At 42.8% G+C, this 20709-nt stretch carries 19 protein-coding genes and 1 pseudogene; 6 read left to right on the top strand and 14 right to left on the bottom strand.

Going from position 1 to position 20709, the window contains the following annotated elements; translation table 11 throughout:
- Positions 1–4: 4 nt before the first annotated feature.
- The 6 genes from gyrA to F955_RS05315 form a co-directional block, all read right to left on the bottom strand.
- Positions 5–2980 carry a DNA gyrase subunit A gene (gene gyrA / locus F955_RS05335; protein ID WP_004892112.1) on the bottom strand — a complete coding sequence of 992 codons (2976 nt, stop codon included), beginning with the start codon at positions 2978–2980 and terminating at the stop codon, positions 5–7.
- 245 nt (positions 2981–3225) lie between these two features.
- Positions 3226–3366, bottom strand: a complete 141-nt coding sequence (locus F955_RS16570; protein WP_155757524.1) for a hypothetical protein — start codon at positions 3364–3366, stop codon at positions 3226–3228.
- Positions 3367–3568: 202 nt separating this feature from the next.
- On the bottom strand, positions 3569–3943 hold the full coding sequence (locus F955_RS05330; protein WP_004892109.1) for a hypothetical protein: 375 nt from the start codon (positions 3941–3943) through the stop codon (positions 3569–3571).
- Between the two features lie 106 nt (positions 3944–4049).
- The gene (locus F955_RS05325) at positions 4050–4982 is read right to left on the bottom strand and encodes an electron transfer flavoprotein subunit alpha/FixB family protein (protein WP_004815039.1); all 933 of its coding nucleotides are present in this window, start codon (positions 4980–4982) and stop codon (positions 4050–4052) included.
- An 18-nt stretch (positions 4983–5000) separates the two neighbouring features.
- On the bottom strand, positions 5001–5753 hold the full coding sequence (locus F955_RS05320; RefSeq protein WP_004815037.1) for an electron transfer flavoprotein subunit beta/FixA family protein: 753 nt from the start codon (positions 5751–5753) through the stop codon (positions 5001–5003).
- 552 nt (positions 5754–6305) lie between these two features.
- Positions 6306–6911 (bottom strand): LysE family translocator, encoded by a 606-nt coding sequence (locus tag F955_RS05315; RefSeq protein ID WP_004815035.1) that lies wholly within the window; start codon positions 6909–6911, stop codon positions 6306–6308.
- A gap of 114 nt (positions 6912–7025) precedes the next feature.
- On the opposite strand from F955_RS05315, the gene F955_RS05310 reads away from it, so the two are divergent.
- Positions 7026–7520 carry an Lrp/AsnC family transcriptional regulator gene (locus F955_RS05310; protein ID WP_004815034.1) on the top strand — a complete coding sequence of 165 codons (495 nt, stop codon included), beginning with the start codon at positions 7026–7028 and terminating at the stop codon, positions 7518–7520.
- A gap of 56 nt (positions 7521–7576) precedes the next feature.
- Here the strand turns inward: F955_RS05310 and F955_RS05305 are convergent, their stop codons facing one another.
- Positions 7577–7957 (bottom strand): hypothetical protein, encoded by a 381-nt coding sequence (locus F955_RS05305; RefSeq protein WP_004815031.1) that lies wholly within the window; start codon positions 7955–7957, stop codon positions 7577–7579.
- A gap of 197 nt (positions 7958–8154) precedes the next feature.
- Positions 8155–8253: pseudogene (locus F955_RS17055) on the bottom strand (recombinase XerC); the annotation flags it as partial.
- A gap of 320 nt (positions 8254–8573) precedes the next feature.
- Between F955_RS17055 and F955_RS05300 the strand changes: the two are divergent.
- Positions 8574–10283 carry an amidase family protein gene (locus F955_RS05300; protein ID WP_004815030.1) on the top strand — a complete coding sequence of 570 codons (1710 nt, stop codon included), beginning with the start codon at positions 8574–8576 and terminating at the stop codon, positions 10281–10283.
- 26 nt (positions 10284–10309) lie between these two features.
- On the opposite strand, the gene xerA is transcribed toward F955_RS05300, so the two are convergent.
- From xerA to F955_RS05275, 5 genes are all read right to left on the bottom strand, one after another.
- Positions 10310–11236, bottom strand: coding sequence for a site-specific tyrosine recombinase/integron integrase (gene xerA, locus F955_RS05295; RefSeq protein ID WP_004892105.1), 927 nt, complete (start codon positions 11234–11236; stop codon positions 10310–10312).
- A 108-nt stretch (positions 11237–11344) separates the two neighbouring features.
- Positions 11345–12190 (bottom strand): diaminopimelate epimerase, encoded by an 846-nt coding sequence (gene dapF / locus F955_RS05290; protein WP_004815025.1) that lies wholly within the window; start codon positions 12188–12190, stop codon positions 11345–11347.
- Positions 12191–12202: 12 nt separating this feature from the next.
- Positions 12203–13447, bottom strand: coding sequence for a diaminopimelate decarboxylase (gene lysA / locus F955_RS05285; protein ID WP_004892101.1), 1245 nt, complete (start codon positions 13445–13447; stop codon positions 12203–12205).
- Between the two features lie 24 nt (positions 13448–13471).
- Entirely contained in the window at positions 13472–13705 is a 234-nt protein-coding gene (gene lptM, locus F955_RS05280) for an LPS translocon maturation chaperone LptM (protein ID WP_026056785.1), read from the bottom strand.
- Between the two features lie 131 nt (positions 13706–13836).
- The gene (locus tag F955_RS05275) at positions 13837–15240 is read right to left on the bottom strand and encodes an amino acid permease (protein WP_004815018.1); all 1404 of its coding nucleotides are present in this window, start codon (positions 15238–15240) and stop codon (positions 13837–13839) included.
- A 322-nt stretch (positions 15241–15562) separates the two neighbouring features.
- On the opposite strand from F955_RS05275, the gene F955_RS05270 reads away from it, so the two are divergent.
- Positions 15563–16909: an alanine/glycine:cation symporter family protein gene (locus F955_RS05270; RefSeq protein ID WP_004815015.1), complete on the top strand. Its 1347-nt coding sequence runs from the start codon at positions 15563–15565 to the stop codon at positions 16907–16909.
- A gap of 75 nt (positions 16910–16984) precedes the next feature.
- Here the strand turns inward: F955_RS05270 and F955_RS05265 are convergent, their stop codons facing one another.
- Positions 16985–17413, bottom strand: a complete 429-nt coding sequence (locus tag F955_RS05265) for a hypothetical protein (protein ID WP_004892097.1) — start codon at positions 17411–17413, stop codon at positions 16985–16987.
- Positions 17414–17600: 187 nt separating this feature from the next.
- Between F955_RS05265 and radA the strand changes: the two genes are divergently transcribed.
- The 3 genes from radA to F955_RS05250 all read left to right on the top strand — a co-directional run bounded on the left by radA (position 17601) and on the right by F955_RS05250 (position 20708).
- Entirely contained in the window at positions 17601–18986 is a 1386-nt protein-coding gene (gene radA / locus F955_RS05260; RefSeq protein ID WP_004815011.1) for a DNA repair protein RadA, read from the top strand.
- Positions 18987–19106: 120 nt separating this feature from the next.
- Positions 19107–20114: a Tim44 domain-containing protein gene (locus F955_RS05255; protein ID WP_004892094.1), complete on the top strand. Its 1008-nt coding sequence runs from the start codon at positions 19107–19109 to the stop codon at positions 20112–20114.
- 249 nt (positions 20115–20363) lie between these two features.
- Positions 20364–20708: a hypothetical protein gene (locus F955_RS05250; RefSeq protein WP_004892091.1), complete on the top strand. Its 345-nt coding sequence runs from the start codon at positions 20364–20366 to the stop codon at positions 20706–20708.
- Position 20709: the final 1 nt, after the last annotated feature.

The raw sequence follows: 20709 nt of genomic DNA, 5'->3' as shown, positions 1-20709 counted from the left end.
AGGCTTAGTCTTCTGCTGTATTTTCGCCATTTTGCGCTGCATCTACAGCCTCAGGAGTTTCAGCCAGATTATCTTCAGAAACTTCTGTTTCTTCCAATACATCCAATTCTTCATCTTCAACGGCTTCAATCGCTTCTACACCAACCAGTTTTTCATCTTCAGCCAGACGGATCAGACGAACACCTTGTGCATTACGGCCAGTTTGTGCCACTTCAGATGCACGGGTACGAACCAAAGTACCGCCATCAGAAATCAGCATCAACTCTTTAGATGCATCAATTGCCACTGCACCCACTAGCTCACCGTTACGTTCAGAGGTCTTGATCGCAATCACGCCCTTACCGCCACGTTTTTTGGTTGGGAAGTCATCTACAGGCGTACGTTTACCATAGCCATTTGCAGAGGCACACAGTACTTCACCCGTTTCAGGCACCACTACCAGAGATACGATACGGCTAATGAAGTTCGCTTCAGTTGCATCCTCATCATCAGATTCAACCTCTGCATCTTCTGCATCTTCAACTTGCGAAGCACCGATGGTCACACGCATACCGCGCACACCCTTGGCTGAACGACCCATTGAACGTACATCAGTTTCTGCAAAGCGAATGGCTTTACCTTCGTTCGAGAACAACATGATTTGCTGTTCACCGTCAGTAATCGCAACACCAATTAAGGTGTCATCACCATTCAGTTCAATCGCACGCAAACCGTTTGAACGAACATTCGAGAACTGTTCCAGTTCTACACGTTTAATCGTACCGTACTCGGTCGCCATAAACACATAGAAATTCTTGCGAACAGCTTCAGCTTGCTGAGCAAAGTCATTGATAATGTCATCATCAAGATCAGTAGTTGAAAGCGCCAAGCCCAATTCTTTCAACTGAACACGCAGTGCATCAGAAATATCATCTGCACCCTCTTCAGATTCAGCAAGTGCAGCTTCTAATGCAGCAAAGTGACTGTTGATCACTTCGTTGCTTTGCAGCTGGGCAGCATTAGCTTTTACAAATGCTTTAAAGTCTGCCAAACGTTCTTTGAATTTCTTCGGTGCATCAATCACTGGCAAGATTGCAGTAATGGTTTCGTTGTCATCTAGTGGCAGCAAGTTCACCATTGGACGACCTTTGGCACCACGAGAGGCTTGTGGTACTTCGTAGACTTTCAGACGGTAAACCTTACCGACATTGGTGAAGCAAAGCACGGTTGCATGGTTCGAAGTAACCACCATATGCTGGATATAATCGTCTTCTTTCATGCTGGTTGCAGACTTACCACGGCCGCCACGACGCTGAGCCGCGTAGTCAGACAATGGTTGAGTTTTTGCATAACCAGTTTTTGAAACTGTCAGCACCATTTGCTCTTCAGGAATCAAATCTTCACGAGAGAAGTCGATACGTGATTCAACGATATCGGTCTTACGTGCATCACCATACTGCTGAAGAATCAGTGCAAGCTCTTCACGAATTACGTTCATCAATAAATTAAAATCATTCAAGATGGCAGTATATTCAGCGATTTGCGCAAGAATTTCAGAATATTCAGCTTGCAGCTTATCTTGTTCAAGACCTGTTAAGCGATGGAGACGCAGCTCCATGATTGCGTTCACTTGGGTCGGTGATAAACGATAGATATCGCCATCAATACCAAATGGACGGCTAGGATCTTCACCTTCAATTTCGTCAGGACGTACAGAAACAGCACCCGCTTTTTCGAGCAAGGCTGCTACACCGCCTGCTGCCCACTCACCTGCTTGCAAACGCTCACGCGCTTCAGCCGGGTTGGCAGAAGTTTTAATAGTTTCGATGATGGCATCAATATTTGCCAGAGCAACGGTTAAACCTTCTAAAATATGACCACGTTCACGTGCTTTGCGCAGTTCATACATAGTACGACGTGTCACGACTTCTTGACGGTGACGAATAAACGCAGCAATGATGTCTTTCAGATTCATCAATTTCGGCTGGCCATTGTCCAGACAAACCATGTTGATGCTGAATGAGTTTTCTAACTGGGTATTCTGGAACAGGTTGTTCACGATCACTTCAGCGTTTTCACCACGCTTCAGGTCAATCGCAATACGCATCCCTTCTTTATCAGATTCGTCACGAAGTTCAGAAATCCCTTCGAGTTTTTTCTCTTTTACCAGCTCAGCAATACGCTCAATGGTTCTCGCTTTGTTGACCTGATAAGGAATTTCAGTGAATACAATCGTGCTACGGCCAGTTTTGGCATCTTCTTCGATGTGGTATTTACCACGGATATGCAAACGGCCTTTACCGGTACGGTAGGCATCTACAATACCCGATTTACCGTAAATAATACCGCCAGTAGGAAAATCTGGACCCGAAATATGTTCCATCAGCCCTTCAATGCTGATATTCGGATCATTGGCATAGGCTAAACACGCATTGATGACTTCAGTCATGTTATGCGGTGCCATATTGGTCGCCATACCTACGGCAATACCAGCAACACCATTAATCAACAGGTTAGGAATACGCGTCGGCATGACTTGTGGAATGCGCTCAGAACCGTCGTAGTTATCTTCCCATTCCACTGTATCTTTTTCAAGATCAGCAAGGAGCTCATGGGTCAGCTTACGCATACGTACTTCGGTATAACGCATTGCCGCTGCACTATCACCATCGACAGAACCGAAGTTACCCTGGCCATCAACCAACTGGTAACGCAAGCTAAAGTCTTGTGCCATACGGACAATCGTTTCATAAACGGCAGAATCACCATGCGGGTGATATTTACCAATCACGTCACCGACTACACGTGCAGATTTTTTATATGCTTTGTTATAGTCATTGCCTAATTCGTGCATTGCGAAAAGCACACGACGATGAACCGGTTTTAAACCATCTCGTACATCTGGCAATGCACGTGACACAATCACGCTCATCGCATAATCGAGATATGAGCTTTTAAGTTCATCCTCAATGGCAATCGGTCTAATTTCCGATACGCTCATGCATACTCCTTATTCTACAGGCCCTGTTTGACCTGTATTTATATGTCGTAAATCCAGCTATAAATTGGTTCAAAAAACGCTGAACCAATATTTAAAATTCAGTCGGACAGTATAGCATAAATCAGGCTAAATTAAGCCGTTTCAGCCCCAACTATCCAAAGGATTTTTAGTAGAAATTTTAACCACTTCACAATTTTTAACGCATAAAAAAACCTCTGCACACAGAGGTTCATTCTTAGCTTGAATTATCGCATTTTATGCACGGAAATATCTTGTACTGAATCCACTGTTTCTTTCTGCTGATCAAGCATACACAGACAATTTACCTGCATGCAATCCAGCTGCACCAATAGCCAGGTAATTAAATACTGGACGACAATCAACATCACCAGCATGCATCAGGGCGACAGGCCATCAAAGTTCACAGGGAGACGCCGCCAAACCGGCAAGTAAATTAAAATATGAATATTAGTATTACTTTTAAATCTTCTAAAGCTCGCTTAATACCTACCCTATTAAGTGCCAAAAGCAACACATCCAATCTTTATTTTCAGTCCAATTTTCTAATCATTATTCAAATTTTCATACTTAATTTGTAAATAATTTAGAACATCCATACAACAACCATGTAGATAATACAAAAGGGAAAATAAGCGCCAATACCATCAGCGCATCGCCTTGAATACCATAAGCACTGTTCTGAAATCGCTGATTATCAAGCTCGATCCATTGCTCTGCTTTCGCAAGCACCTGTGCATCTGAAAGCGCATTCAAATAGATCAGATGGATAAATCCTGCAAAACTACAGGCAGCAAAAATAAGCCACAGTCCAGCGATCTGTATTAAGATGATCAAATAAGCCAATACAGCAAGAACAAATAGTATTAGAGTTGAACAAAACAATCGATAAAATCGAGCATTTTCGATTAAAGGCTGATATACAGGCAATATAAAAACTTTCATTATTATTTTATTCATTTTTCATTATAAATAAAAACGCCCCTGAACAGAGCAGTAAGTATTCACTTACCGCTCACGCAAGAGCGTCTTTTTAAACTGTATTCAGGAATTAGATTTTAGATACTAATTCTGGAATAACAGTGTTCAAGTCACCTACTAACCAGTAGTCAGCGACTGCATTGATTGGTGCTTCTTCGTCCTTGTTGATCGCAACGATCACTTTAGACTCTTTCATACCCGCCAAATGCTGGATGGCACCAGAAATACCGACAGCGATGTACAGGTCAGGCGCAACGATCTTACCAGTTTGACCAACCTGCATATCGTTAGGAACGAAGCCTGCGTCAACAGCCGCACGAGATGCACCTTGAGCAGCACCTAGCTTGTCAGCTAGTGGATCAAGGATTTTGTGATAGTTCTCACCAGAACCAACACCACGACCACCAGAAACAACGATACGAGCAGCTGTTAATTCTGGACGTTCAGATTTAACGATTTCTTCGTTAATGAACTTAGAAATACCAGCATCACCAGTCGCTGTAGCAGCTTCAACAGCAGCAGAACCACCTTCAGCAGCAACTGGATCGAATGCAGTACCACGAACAGTTGCAACAACAACTGATTCAGAAGATTCTACAGTTGCAATCGCGTTACCTGCATAAATCGGACGTTTGAATGTGTTTGCAGAATCAACAGCAATGATGTCTGTGATCATGCTTACGTCTAGTAATGCAGCTGCACGTGGCAGGATGTTTTTACCAGTCGTGGTAGAAGCAGCAAGAATATGGCTATAGCCTTTGCCCAATTCAGCAACCAGTTTCGCTACATTTTCAGCCAACTGGTTTGCATAAGCAGCATCATCCGCAAGCAATACTTTGCTTACGCCAGCAACTTTAGCCGCTTGGTCAGCAACTGCTTGAGCGCCAGAACCAGCAACCAATACAGTGATATCACCACCGATTTTTTGCGCCGCAGCAACAACGTTTAAAGTAGCAGCGTTTAATGCTTTGTTGTCGTGCTCAGCGATAACTAAAATACTCATGATTTTTATCCTTCTGTATTAGATCACTTTCGCTTCGTTTTTCAATTTTTCTACAAGTTCGTCTACAGACTTCACTTGTACACCAGCTTTACGCTCTGCAGGAGATTCAACTTTTACTGTTTTCAGTTTAGTTGTAGTGGTTACACCGAAATCTGCAGGTGACTTAGTATCCAGCGGTTTTTTACGCGCTTTCATGATGTTTGGAAGAGCAGCATAACGTGGCTCGTTCAAACGTAAGTCAGTGGTAATGATTGCTGGCAAGTTCAATTCAACAGTTTGTAAACCACCATCGATTTCACGAGTCACTTGTACTTTGTCGCCTTCAACTTTCACTTCAGAAGCAAAAGTACCCTGGCCTGCACCTAGAAGTGCACCAAGCATCTGACCAACCTGGTTAGAGTCATCATCAATCGCTTGCTTACCAAGAAGGATTAATTGCGGTTGTTCAGCTTCAACAACGCCTTTAAGAATTTTCGCTACTTCTAACGCACCTAATTGGCTGTCATCAGCTTCAACCAGGATACCGCGGTCAGCACCAAGAGCCATAGAAGAACGGATTTGTTCTTGAGCTTCTTTAGGACCAATAGAAACAACAACGATTTCTGAAACAGTTCCTTTTTCTTTTAAACGAACCGCTTCTTCCACTGCGATTTCACAGAATGGGTTAATTGACATTTTAACGTTTGTTAAGTCAACACCACTGTTGTCCGGCTTAACGCGAACCTTAACGTTGGCATCAACCACACGTTTTACAGCAACAAGAGCCTTCATGTAATCCTCGGCTGTTTTAGCAAATGTAAATATTTAGAAAAGTTATAATAACTCTTCACTTAAATTTTTTTAGGTGCCCTATCTTGCAATGCGTTCGGCATTTCGGTCAAGTCACAATTCACCAATAGGGTGTAAAAATGCGTAATTTTCCTTGAACGTCGCGTTCACATTTCAAGATTTGACATTTATATAGAACAAATTCCCATCATTTTATTTAAAATTTAACCATTGATTTTTAGTATCTTTTTATTTGATTATGCACATCAAAAGATTTGATCTATTTTATAAAATTTAATTTCATTTCTTGTCACTATTATTATAAAGAATACAAATTACTCCTATCTAAATCTGTCATTTCTGACATATGGTGATGGGTTCGATTCATTATTTCAGATTTGGTCAAAATTCCCTCTTATAAATAGATCAATGAAATAGCAAAAAATAATTTTTATAAGGAAATATATTAAAAAAGCACGCTGTGATCACGTGCTTTTAAATTTTTAAAACGAATTTATGACTTATTTGATGAACATTGGTGAATTTTATAGCTCATTAATTAATGATTAGCCATGAAGCAGCGAGTGCCAATAAACCACCTGAAGTCCCATCAATCCACTTTTGCTTACGTTCATCAATCTGAGCCGAACGGGTAAGTCGGGCGAATAAAAGGCTTAAGGCACAATACACTACAAAGATCATAGCAATAAAGATAAAAGACAGAATTAAACCCTGGCTCACCGTATTCCCATTTTTATCTATAAACTGCGGCAGGATTGCAAAGTAAATCAACATGCCTTTCGGATTCAGTAACGCAGTAATGAACCCTTTTTTTACCGGATTACTGGATGATTTCTTTTCAATGGTCAGCGTATTTTTGCTAAATACCGATTTCACCAGACTGAATGCCAGAAATAACAGATAAGCAATTCCTAACCAGCGAATAGTTTCAAACAGCACTGGAAAAGACACAATAATTGCTGCAATTCCTAACGCCACCAGAATCGAATGCACCAGATAACCGCAACATACCCCTATAGTCGCCATCATGCCTGCTTTTGCATCTTTACCCATCACTTGAGACAGGATAAATAGCATATCTGGTCCAGGTGTAAAAATAAGGGGAAGCACGGTCAGTGCAAAAAGTGCAAATACAGACATTTCCTTGTTCCTCTGTACATGTCGGAAAGTGAAATTAGTATCTGCGATTTTTTACAAAATAGGCTTTCAATTTATTTTATAATATGCATTATTTTTAGAATATTATTCTATTTTATGAAGATATCTTCCAAGTCTATTCGAGTAAAACTCGATCGTATTGACAAAAATATCATTCAACACTTGCAAGCCAATGGCCGGATTCAGAATAACGATCTGGCACGTGAAATTGGTCTTTCGCCTTCTTCGTGTTTGCGTCGGGTAAAACTGCTTGAAGATGCGGGGGTAATCCAGAGCTATACCACGATCGTGGACCAGCAGAAGATTGGTTTCCAGCTGATTTTATTTTCTCGTATCTGGCTAGTGGGTCAGGATGCTGAAACGATTGACACCTTTATTGAAGCCATGAAAGAACTGCCCCAAGTAATGGAGTGCTATATCATTTTGGGTGAATGTGATGCAATGCTCAAAGTGGTGGTGCCCGATCTGGAAAGTTATCGTAAATTCCAGTCCACGCATTTAACTAAAAAGAATGGGATTACCAGCGTCAAAACTGATTTACCGAGTCAGATTATCAAGCAGAGTTTTCAACTACCTTTAGATGATCTTTAATATTGGTCAAATAAAAAGGATGATTGATATCGTCCTTTTTTTACTGAAGATCAGTTTTAGACACGACTGTCCAGAAAGTCACGGTGCACATGACTGAGGTCAATCAGTTCATAAGATTTTAAATCGAAGATCTTCCAGATTTCGATGGCATCTTCTTTTAAGTCCACTGCCTGGGTCGCACGAGTAGTCGCTTGCCATTGCAAGTCTGAAATCCAGATATAGTATTCATGGCTATCAGGATTATAGGCTTGAACCTTACCATCTGTATTAATTCCCTGCACATGAGCACCTTCGGGTAAAGATGTTTCAATATTTGGTAGACTGATTTCCACAAAATGTTTGATCTGGCGCAGACCATAACCTGCAAAAATTTCTTTTTGTGCTTCGCTTAACCGATCATATTTTTGTTGTATATCTACAATAATTTCTGTGCCCATATACTTCCAGTCCTGTCAGGCTGAATTCTTTTCAGCCATACCCTATTTTTCAGCTTAAATTCTGTTCTTTTGTTATACCTGAATTTTAGCTTTTCGCGAATAAGACCATGGTGAAATAATCTGCATGGTCATTCTATTTCTCTCAGCATAAATATTCTTTATGAAATTTTTATGCCAACCTATATTTTTAATAATGATTATTTAAGATTTTCAGGTTTATGTTGTGCCCGTGGATGCACCTGATCATAAATCTGCGCTAGATGATCAAAATTGATATGGATATAAATCCGAACGGTTTTAGATTACTATATTCTTCAACCAATCATTCAGCTCATTCTAGCTATCTCTTTTTCAATAAAATCTAAGAATATTTTTCTTTATTGAGCAATGCAAATCATATAGAACCAACATTTATAATATTTAGTAATATCTCTATTTTGTTACATTTATCGCCAATATTACTTTAAATTGCACTAGTTTCAAGCAACTTCTTCATTTGTCTAAATAGTTAATTTATTTAAAAGTCTTATTTTATCTACTTTCTTATTTACATAAATAGTGGCACATGATTTGCAATTCATCCCTGGTACTTTTCTATAACCAGGTGAATAATTAAATGCATACAGTATCTAAAACGCTCTTATGTATCTCTCTTACAGCATTACTCACTGCATGTAATGACGACAATGATTCAAAAAAAGCTGCTAATTTTGCCCCACAGGTAGAACCTGTTCCATTTGAGCCAGTTGAAGCAACTATTGAGGACTTACACACCTCCATTAAAACCAAAGGGGCAACATGTGTTGATGTTGTGCAAAGTTATCTTGAACGAATAGAAGCTTATGATGTACAAGGCCCTACTCTTAACAGTGTTATTTCGGTCAATCCTTATGCTTTAGAAGAAGCCGCCGAATTAGATGAATATTATAATAAAAATGGTAAATTTAAGGGCGATTTACACTGCGTAACTGTCTTAGCTAAAGATAATATTGATGTTGTAAATATGGCCAATACTGCGGGATCTTCTGCATTACTTGATAATTTCCCACCTGATGATGCATATATTATTAAAAATATTAAAGAAAAGGGTGGCTTAATTATCGGGAAAGCTAATCTGGATGAGTTTGCTTTTGGTTTTGGGGGTAAGTCTACAGTAGGTGGTCAGGCTAAAAACGTTTATGATTTAACAAAAGGCCCAGGCGGATCATCATCAGGTACGGGTGCTGCCATTTCTGCTAGCTTAGCAACCGTTGGTATAGGGACAGATACAGGTGGGTCGATTCGTGTACCTTCATCTGTACAAGGTCTTGTTGGCTTACGCCCATCACTTCGCCTGCTAAGCTTAGATGGAATTATTCCACTGGCTCCTACTCAAGACACAGCAGGCCCAATGTGTCGTCAAACGGTTGATTGTGCAAAATTATTCAATGCAATGGTTGGTTATGATTCATCACCAAGCTCTAACCAACGTAGTGATTTTGCACATGATGCACCACTACTAGCATCAGAAACAGCATATCGTGCATTAATTAACCCGCCAGAAACCTACGTTCCTACTGGAGCATCTTTAGAAGGTAAACGTATTGGTTTAATTAAAGATACTTATGCAAATAGTGAAGAAGGTGCACTAGTTAAAGATATTATTGCTAAAGCGGCTGCAAAGATGCGTGAAGAAGGTGCAATTGTTGAGGAAATAGAAGTTTCAGATTTCAAAACAATCATAGGAAGTACAGCTGTTATGAATGATAAAGGTTTCACAGAAACTTTTAGAAGTCTTTCAGGAGTAGAATTCAAGCAAGCATTAACTGATTATTTATCTACAGCTACTACTGCTTTCAAGTCATATGATGAACTTTTAAATAACGGTAAGATGATTTCTAGTTTCCAAGGTTACAATACAGATCCGAACAGTGAGACATTTATCAATCGCTATTACAACAATACTACCTTCCGTGCACCTTATGTTCGATTACGTTTAAATACTGCTTTAGGCAACCGTACCTTAGATGGTACGCCTAAAGGTCCACGTTATGATGCACTTGCGTATCCATCAATCACAGGATTTGTTGGCAATTTAGGTGGCAGCCCAACAACAGGTAGTAACAACCGCTTAAGTCCATTCAGTGGATTCCCAGCATTATCTATACCAGCCGGAACTGTGAATTATGAGCGTCGTAGTGCTTATCCATTAAATGTTAATATCGAATTTATCGGACGTGAATTTGATGAACCAACATTATTCAATATTGCGACTGCTTTTGAGAAAGTAAATCCAGCTCGTGTTACACCTACACATACACCAGCATTAAGTGCAGCAGTTTACTAATTTATATAACTTAAATAAAAAGGAGGCTAAGCCTCCTTTTTATGTTGTGCCCTTGGGTGTGCCTGATCATAAATCTGCGCCAGATGATCAAAATCGACATGAGTATAAATTTGGGTTGTGGTCAGATTACTATGTCCCAGCATTTCCTGTACTGCACGCAAGTCTCGGCTATTGGATAACATATGACTGGCAAAACAGTGACGCAGTAAATGCGGATGCAGGTCAACATTGACGCCTGCCCGTTGCGCCTGAAGCTTGACCCGATTTTCAATCTGCCTTGCTCCTAGCGGATTACCCTTCTGAGTGATAAAGACATGTGCTTCTGGCACAAAATCACCATGCCATAGCGGATAAATCTGTAACCACGCCATGACACTGTCTTTGGCTTTGGAACCAAATGGCACGATACGGGTTTTATTCCCCTTACCCGTAATGCGAAGCAGCTGACGGTTGAAGTCAATATCTTTAATTCTGAGGCCTTGTACCTCAGCCAGACGTAGCCCACTGGAGTAAAGCAGTTCCAGAATTGCCTTATCACGCTTCCACATCTGCTGCTGCACCTCACCTTCAGGTTCAGACTGATCCAGAATCTGATGAATGGTTTCAATATCAACCATACCGGGCAAAGGTCTGGATTGTCTTTTCAGCTGGAAATCATCTGCCGGATTAAAACTGACATGCTGTGCCTGTTCAGCCCATTTCATAAACTGGCGAATTGCTGAAAGTAGCCGCTGCAGACTGCTGGAACTTAGGCCCTGTTGTTCAACTTTTTCCGCCATAAACTGGCGTAAATCTGTTGATTCAACATCTCCAAGTGCTAAAGCATGACGCTGACAAAAATTCAGAAAGTCCGAAACATCACGTTCATACGCCTGCAAAGTATGTTTGGACTGGTTCTGGATTTCACGTTCTTTGAGCCATATGGATAACAATTGCTGTGGATCAAGCTGCATTCTATCCTCCTTGGCTGTTGAGTCTGAAAAACATCAGTCTATCAAATAATGCAGGAATAATTTATTCGGCTTAATTTAAAAAGCCCTGACTCTTCAGGGCTTTTTAAATTAAGCTTGGAAATAACGTAAGTCTAAGCGACCTTCATAAACAGTTGCAGTTGGACCAGTCATCCAGACTACATCCCCCTCGACCCATTCAATCTGCAACTTGCCGCCCGCCAGTTCAATCTCGACATTGTTGGCAAGTAGACCACGGCGCATACCAGATACTGCTGCTGCGCAAGCACCCGTACCGCATGCCAGTGTTTCACCTACACCACGCTCATACACACGTAAACGCGCATGCTTTTCATCAATGATCTGCATAAAGCCTGCATTGACGCGTGCCGGGAAACGCGCATGCGATTCTACTTGTGGACCAATACGGGCTACATCTGCATTAATCACATCCGGTACGACTGTTACTGCATGAGGATTACCCATGTTCACTACATCAATCGTCAGTTTTTCACCCTCTGCCAGATCGATGTCATACAGGTTATCCGGTTCATCGGCTAGGAATGGAATTTCTTGAGGCAAGAATTTTGGATAGCCCATATTGACGCGTACCCAGCCATTGGCGCCCAATTCAGGTTCCACAATGCCAGATTTGGTCTGTACTTTGATTTTGGTTTTCGTCGTCAGCTGACGCTCATGCACAAAACGGGCAAAACAGCGCACGCCATTGCCGCATTGTTCTACTTCAGAACCATCGGCATTGAAAATACGGTATTTAAAATCAGCACTCGGAACATCAGGTGGTTCTACAATCAGTAACTGATCAAACCCAATGCCAAAATTGCGATTTGCCAGACGCTGAATAGTCAGGGTATCCAGATAAGCACGCTGGCTGATCAGGTCAACCACCATAAAGTCATTGCCCAGACCATGCATCTTGGTAAATTCAAGTAACATTATTGTGTCTCCTTAAGGCAATAAACGCTCACGTTCCCACAGTGATTCAATCTTTTCGCGTTCGCGAATCAGATGTCCTTGAGCACCATCGACCATCACTTCAGCAGCACGGCCACGGCTATTGTAATTCGAGCTCATCACAAAACCATAAGCACCAGCACCGAGTACTGCCAGCACATCATTTTCCTTGATCGCAAGCTCACGCTCTTTACCGAGAAAATCGCCAGTTTCACAGATCGCACCCACCAAATCCCATTCTTTCGTCTCGACATCATTACGCGGTGTCACAGACTGAATATCCATCCATGCTTCATATAAAGCTGGGCGAATCAGGTCATTCATTGCCGCATCAATAATTGCAAAATTACGATGATTGGTCGGTTTGAGCAGATCCACTTTGGTCAGTAGCACGCCTGCATTGGCAGAAATACTACGGCCCGGTTCCATATAGACTTTCAGGCCCAGCTTTTCTAAAGCCGGACGCAACGCATTGGCATATTCTTGAACAGATGGTGGTGTCTCATCTTTATAAGTCACCCCTAAACCACCACCGATATCGATATGTTTGAGGTGAATGCCCATCTCTTTTAACTGGTCGATCATCACGATGACACGATCCAGCGCATCTACAAAAGGCTGGGTTTCAGTCAGCTGTGAACCGATATGGCAGTCAATTCCAACGACATCCAAGTTGGCTAAAGATGCTGCATACTGATAAGTTTCAAATACGCTATCCGATGGAATGCCGAATTTATTTTCTTTCAGCCCCGTTGAAATGTAGGGATGAGTTTTCGCATCTACATCCGGATTTACACGCAGTGAGATCGGCGCTTTTACACCCAGTTCCGCCGCAACTTTCTGAATACGATCCAGCTCGGCATAAGATTCTACGTTAAAGCAGGCAATACCAACTTCTAGCGCTTTCTTGATGTCCGCTTCTGATTTACCTAGACCCGAAAATACGATTTTAGAAGGTTCACCACCCGCTTTCAGTACACGTGCCAGCTCTCCGCCCGTGACGATATCAAAACCTGCCCCTTGTTTTGCCAATACATTCAATACCGCAAGATTGGAGTTTGACTTCACGGCAAAACAGATTTGGTGATCAATAAAGTCAAATGCACGGTCCATGTCCAGATAATGCTTTTCAAAAGTCGCCTTTGAATAAACATAGAGTGGTGTGCCAAATTGCTCTGCCAGCTGTTGCAGTGAACATTGCTCGGCATGCAATACCCCATTAATACGGGTGAAACTCATGAAGGTATCCTTTCTTTGAAAGCGTTAAGGTGTAATGGTTGAATCTGATGTTTCGGGCGCAGCAAACTGTTGTTGCACAGGGGCATCTCGTTCTTCATCGGAAGTTTTAGACTCAGCTTCGGTATTTTTATAGAGCAGATACTTGGCACGCTTGTCGTAATCCGGATCATTTGGCAAGTGCAAGGCACCTGACTGACCACAACCTGCAAGAGCAAGACCTGCTGCTAAGATACTGATGTAGCAAATGACTTGGCGCATCTGACCACCTAATTGAATAGTTTCGATGAGTATAACGCGATCATTCGCCATGACCAAAGCGTTAAACGCTAGAGAGTATCTTTAGACAAAAAAAAACGCCAGCAGATCGCTGACGTTTTTATTGATATGGATTATTTATGTTTCTGTTTATAGAAGCCTAAATAGCCCAAAATCAGTAGAACAAACCAGATCGGACTGACCATCAAGGCACGGCGAGTATCATCTTCTAATGCCAGCACACCAATCATGCCGACAAAGAAAATAATCACGATCCAGCAAGTCACCAAACCACCTGGTAGCTTAAATACTGATTTGGCATGTAGCTCTGGACGGGTACGGTAATAAATCATGTAACTCCAGATAATCATCAGCCATACACAGATAAACAGGATGGTTGATAATGTTGTCGCCAATGTAAAGGCTTCAACAGTATTCGGTACAAAATACTGTAATGCCGCGCCTAATAATAAGCAGACTGCAGAGAAATACAGAGCATTAGCAGGTACAGCACGCGGGTTCAAACGACCGAAAGCTTTCGGTGCCTGTTCTTCACGCGACAGACCGAACAGCATACGGCTGGTCGAGAATACCCCACTGTTCATCGATGACATCACCGAGGACAACACCACCAGGTTCATGATGATCGCAGCAGCTGCAATACCGGCTTGGCTAAACAGATTCACAAACGGAGAAACACTTGGATTAATCTGATCCCATGGCGTCACAGACATTACAATGACTAGAGCAAGTACATAGAAAATAATGATACGGATCGGAATCGAGTTCACCGCTTTTGGCAGGTTACGCTCCGGGTCTTTGGTTTCGGCAGCCGTGGTACCTACAAGCTCAACACCCACAAAGGCAAAAATCGCAATCTGGAAACCAGCCAAGAAACCCATAGCACCCGTCGGGAACAAACCACCATGATCCCAAATGTGCGCAAAGGATGCGACCGTACCGGCATCATTGGTAAAGCCGGTGAAAATCATCCACAGACCAACCGCAATCAGTACTACAATCGCAATAATTTTGATCAGGGCGAACCAGAATTCCATTTCACCAAAGAGCTTCACGGTGGCCAGATTCAGCCCCATGATAAAGACAATAGAGGCGATACTGATTAATACCCCTTCGCCTGGGGTAAATGGGAGACCATTATTAAAAAACTGTAAATAATAAATAATCGCAGACAGGTCAGCGATTCCGATCGTAATCCAGCATAACCAGTAGGTCCAGCCGACAAAATAGCCTGCCCATGGTCCGATCAGATCCGTAGAGAAATCGATAAATGACTTATATTGTAAATTTGACAGTAATAACTCGCCCAATGCACGCATCACGAGAAATACCATGAAACCGATGATCATATAGATCACCAGAATCGAAGGCCCTGCCAGACTAATGGTTTTACCTGAGCCCATAAACAGGCCGGTACCAATAGCACCTCCAATCGCAATCAGCTGCAGGTGTCGATTGGATAAACTACGCTGCAGCTCGCCGTTTTCGGACGGCGAACCAGTATGATGACCTGACATTATTTTTCAACTTCGATGTCTAATCGCGACAAATTAACGCAAAAAAGGGGGAATACAAAAAGAAAATTCGCATCATTTGTATTTTCCACTTAATCTTAAAAGTTAATTTATTTTTCTTATATAACGAATAGGTTCTCTTTAGTCGTAGAAGCTCTGGATAAATTTCCTGCATATTTGTTGTAAAAGTTCCGAAACTGTGTAAAAAATAAACCTATAAAAATGTCGTGAATAGTGCTGAGGATGAGCACGTCTGGCATGTCATTTGCTTGATTAAAATTAAGTGAACTTTAAACTGATACTCAGGACGAATAAGAAGAACTTTATGCAAAATTTACAAAGCATCATGGAAACCCTCAGTGGTTGGGTCTGGGGTCCATATATGCTGGTACTGATTGTCGGTACTGGTGTATTCCTTACTTTCCGATTACTTTTCTGGCAATTCCGTATGTTGCCACTGGCCTTTAAACAGGTTTTTGGCAAACACCCTTCCCACGAAGGCGATATTTCCCAGTTTAGCTCACTCATGACCGCCCTTTCTGCCACCATTGGTACCGGTAATATTGCAGGCGTGGCAACTGCCTGTGTCTTGGGTGGCCCAGGTGCCGTTTTCTGGATGTGGATGACTGCCCTGTTCGGTATGGCGACCAAATATGGCGAAGGCGTTCTGGCGGTAAAATACCGAGTAAAAAATGAGAAAGGTGAAATGTCTGGCGGTCCGATGTATTACATCGAACGCGGCCTGAAATGGAAATGGCTAGCCTTAATTTTCGCATTTTTTGGTGCTGTTGCCTCTTTCGGGATCGGCAGCTCGGTGCAGTCTAATACTGTAGCACTGGCCGTTGAAAATGGTTTTGGTCTGGAAACCTGGATTACAGGCGTGATCATCACAGCCTTTTCTGCACTGGTGATTCTAGGCGGGATTAAATCCATTGCCAGAGCTTCTTCCTTTATTGTACCGATCATGGCGATTGGTTATGTCGCGGGCGGTCTGATCATTATTTTTAACAATCTGGAGCTGGTTGGCCCTGCCCTGAAAATGATCTTTACCTATGCATTCACCGGTGAAGCAGCAGTTGGTGGCGCTATTGGTGCAGCGATTCGCTACGGTGTGGCACGTGGTGTATTCTCGAATGAAGCCGGTATGGGTTCAGCACCGATTGCCGCCGCTGCAGCAAAAACGGATCACCCGGCTCGTCAGGGTCTGGTATCGATGACCGGTACTTTTATTGATACCATTATTGTCTGTTCGATTACCGGTATTGTGCTGGTGATGGGCTTTATCATGGCGGGCAATGATTTTGGTGGTCAAACTGGTGCGGTACTGACCATCGGTGTATTCGACAAACTGTTACCAGGCGTTGGTGGTTGGGTCGTGACTTTCGGCATTATCTTCTTTGCCTACTCCACTATTCTAGGCTGGAGCTACTACGGCGAAAAATGTGCGACTTACCTACTCGGTGAAAAGTTTGTTTTGCCTTATCGCATTATTTACATTGCTACCGTATTCATTGGCTGTATAGCTACACTAGATCTGGTCTGGCTATTTGCCGATACTTTCAACGGTCTGATGGCGATTCCAAACTTGATCGGCTTGTTACTGCTTTCAGGTGTGATTGCCAAAGAATCGAAAGACTTTATTGCCCGACGCAAGTCTGGTGAGCTTTATTAATATAATCTAAAGCCCTAAAGAAAAAAGCCACTGTAAAAGTGGCTTTTTTTTACGGTCCCAGTGTTCTAAACAAAATCAGTTCAGACGACCTGAAAATTCATCGTCATCATGATTTTGATTAAGATTCAGAAATTCCTCACGATCTGCTTTAATCTCAAGCGCAGTTTCCAAAGATAAGACAAAAAATAGTACGCCAGGAATTTTCATTTCTCCTTCGCTATCTTCCAGATAGTCACTCAGCATTTGATAGATCGGGTTGGCTTCATCAAATGGCACATCGATATAAAGATCACCTGAATAGCTTTCAATCATACCGGGTTGTTCAATCCCCATACATGGTGCAAAAGCAATTTGGCGTTGCTCCAGCCACTCCATCAGATTCTGGCGCAGGTGATAGGAGTCAGCATCTGCATTTACATGTTCATAATTTTCAAAATGTACAAATAATACATCACGGTCTTTTTCACGTGCGATTGCATCAATATGTTGCATATGTTGTGGCATGTTTGGTTTCCTGTTCCCGTGATGATTAAGGTCATTATAGGGTGTATTTGATGCTCATGTAGAGTAGCAGATGCAGATACGTCACACGCTGACGTAAAACAGCGAATTTTTCAGGTGAAGATCTTGGTTTTCAGTGGCATTCACCGCTATGCTGTAGCCCTATTCCCAATCTTGTTTTTCGGAAACTATGGCTAAAGCAAAAAGTGTCTATCGTTGTGAGCAATGTGGTGCAGACCATCCTAAATGGTCTGGTCAGTGCGCTGAATGTGGTGAGTGGAACAGCTTGCTGGAAGTCAACATTGCACCTGCGGTGACTCATCGTGCCCAGCCTAAAATTGGCGGCTATGCTGGTCAGGCCGCTGCGATTACCACGCTTAATAAAGTTTCCGTTTCACATGAAAGTCGCATGCCGACCGGAATTGGAGAATTCGACCGGGTTCTGGGTGGTGGTCTGGTGACAGGTTCCGTTGTGTTGATTGGTGGTGATCCAGGGATTGGTAAATCGACTATTCTGCTACAAACTGCCACACATATGGCCGCGGGTAACAGTTCCGCACTCTATGTGACAGGTGAAGAATCTTTATCTCAGGTGGCATTACGGGCCCAGCGTCTAGACTTGCCAACTGAACATCTTAAAGTCATGGCAGAAACCTGTGTGGAACGCATTTGTGAAGTACTGGCACAGGAACGACCAGCGGTTGCAATCCTCGACTCGATTCAAACGCTTTATACTGAAACCTTGCAGTCTGCACCGGGTGGTGTATCACAGATTCGTGAATCAGCAGCGCTCCTGACCCGTTTTGCCAAAAATAGCGGAACTGCCTTGTTTATTGTCGGCCATGTCACCAAAGAAGGTGCACTCGCAGGTCCGCGTGTGCTGGAACATATGGTGGACTGCGTTCTATATTTTGAAGGTCAGTCAGATTCGCGTTATCGAATGATCCGTGCAGTAAAAAACCGTTTCGGTGCAGTGAATGAACTTGGTGTATTCGGCATGACCGATAAAGGTCTGCGTGAAGTCTCCAACCCGTCTGCCATTTTTCTGAGTCGTTATGATGAAGCCATACCTGGTTCAATTGTGATGATCAGCCGTGAAGGTACACGTCCACTGCTAGTTGAAGTTCAGGCACTGGTCGATGATGCGCATGGTCAACCGCGTCGTGTAGCGTTAGGTCTGGAACAAAACCGTCTGAATATGCTGTTAGCCGTAATGCATCGTCATGGCGGCGTACAAACCTCTGGTCAGGATGTCTATGTCAATATCGTCGGTGGTTTAAAGATTACCGAAACGGGTTCTGATCTGGCAGTTCTACTTGCCTGTGCATCGAGTATCCGTGGTAAAGCTCTGCCGCAGCAACTGGCTGTGTTTGGTGAAGTTGGTCTATCAGGAGAAATCCGTCCGGTACCCAATGGTCAGGAGCGTCTCAAAGAAGCCATCAAGCATGGTTTTAAATATATTATCCTGCCGCGTGCCAATGCCCCGCAGAAAGAAATTCCGGGCGTACGCTTTATTGCGGTTGCCCGTCTGCATGAAGCCCTCAGTGAAGCCATGACTTTGAGTGATGAACTGTAGGATTCAATTTGTGGCACTAAGTTTGGAATTTCGGTAAAAAAATACAGTTTTTTAATTGAAATTCCATGTAAAGCCTATATAAATAGAGTGTTCAAATATATTTTTACATAGGAAAATTGAATGGAAGTTCGACAGCGCGGTTTGATCGCGGGTTTCTTGACTGCAGCATTACTGGTTGCGCCTCTAGCTGCTGAAGCAAAACGTGCCGGTGGTGGTAAAAGCCATGGTATGCAACGTTCTGCTGCGCCGACTCAGACTTATCAGCAACCTCGTCAGGCAGCTCCTGCACAACAGGCGCCGACTGCAGGTGCGGCAACTCAGCAGAAATCTGGTCCAGGTGTTGGTGGTATGGTGGCAGCGGGTGTAGCGGGTGCTGCGATTGGTGCTGTCGCAGCGAATGCTTTGGCAGATGACAACGCGGCATCTCAAGCACAAGTTGAAGCTGTTCAAGAAGAAGAACAAGGTGGTATCCCAGGCTGGATCTGGATCTTACTTGCTGCAGCTGTTGCCTTCTTCATTTTCCGTAAGATGGGCGCAAAAAAAAAAGTAACTACTAGCAATCCATTCGCTCCAAACAATGGTGCCGGTTCGTCAGCACCATTTGGTCAAGCACCTGCTGCACCTCGCGGTGGTGATACTACCAATATCTTTGGTCAGAATGTCGGTGGTCAAACACCAGGCAATAATGCCCCATTTGGTTCTGCTCCGGTAAATAACGCGCCGTTTGGTACTGCTTATACTCAAAGCGGTAGTCAGCTTCCTGATGGTACTGAACCTGCTGCCTTCTTGCGTGTTGCGCGTCAGCGTTTTAACCATATTCAGTCTATGAATACGGCGAGCAACATTTCAGAAATTCAGCGTTATCTGACACCTGACCTGTATCAGTCTATGTATAACGACATTATGGCGAATCAGGATCAGGACGTTGCTGAGTTCTCTAATCTGAATGCCATGGTTGTAGATTCATCAAATGAAAATGGTCAATACGTGGTGAGCGTACGCTTTACCGGTACAGTAAGTGAAGACCTGAACAGTCTGCCACAGCCATTTTCTGAAGTTTGGCACTTTGTAAAACCTGCAGGTTCTAGCCAGGACTGGCTGGTTGCGGGTATCCAGCAAGAAAGCTAAGACTTAAGTATTTTTAATAAAACAGCGGCCTTCGAGCCGCTGTTTTTATTTTCAGTATTGGGTTCCCATGCTGTGCTTCACAATCTATTTATCCCCCTATTTACACTGCTTAAACTCACACTTCATTTTAATTATTTAAAAGATCTTTAAAAATAGTTATTTGAAATATAAACAATAATTGTTATCATTCGCATTAATGAAATTCCCACAATTAAATAGACAGTATTTTCAATGACCAGCAGTCCTCATATGGATCTTACAGCTACTGAAAAATTAGCTGTCCCGAATCCAGTCATCCGATCTAAAAAGAAAGTGCAGCCCAAACTCACGGCTTATCGCTTTATGATTTTTTACCGTTTCATACTCGCTGCTTTAGGCGGATATGCTTTAGCCACTTTTGCAGCTATGGCTATTGCTCAGTACTTTAGTGAGTATCAAAGTAGCGCTGCCATGTCCGCCACCATGATCGCTTTTCTTTTACAGACAGGGGCTTTCATCTGGGTATTTATAGTCAATAAAACCCTAAAAGCGACGCTGGGCATTTTGGTTCCAGCTGGGTTGTTCTATATCGCTTACCAGTTTTTAGGGAAATAAG

Source organism: Acinetobacter schindleri CIP 107287, assembly GCF_000368625.1.
Lineage (GTDB): Bacteria > Pseudomonadota > Gammaproteobacteria > Pseudomonadales > Moraxellaceae > Acinetobacter > Acinetobacter schindleri.
Note: the sequence above shows the minus strand (reverse complement) of the source record. Positions and strands in the feature narration are given on the sequence as shown.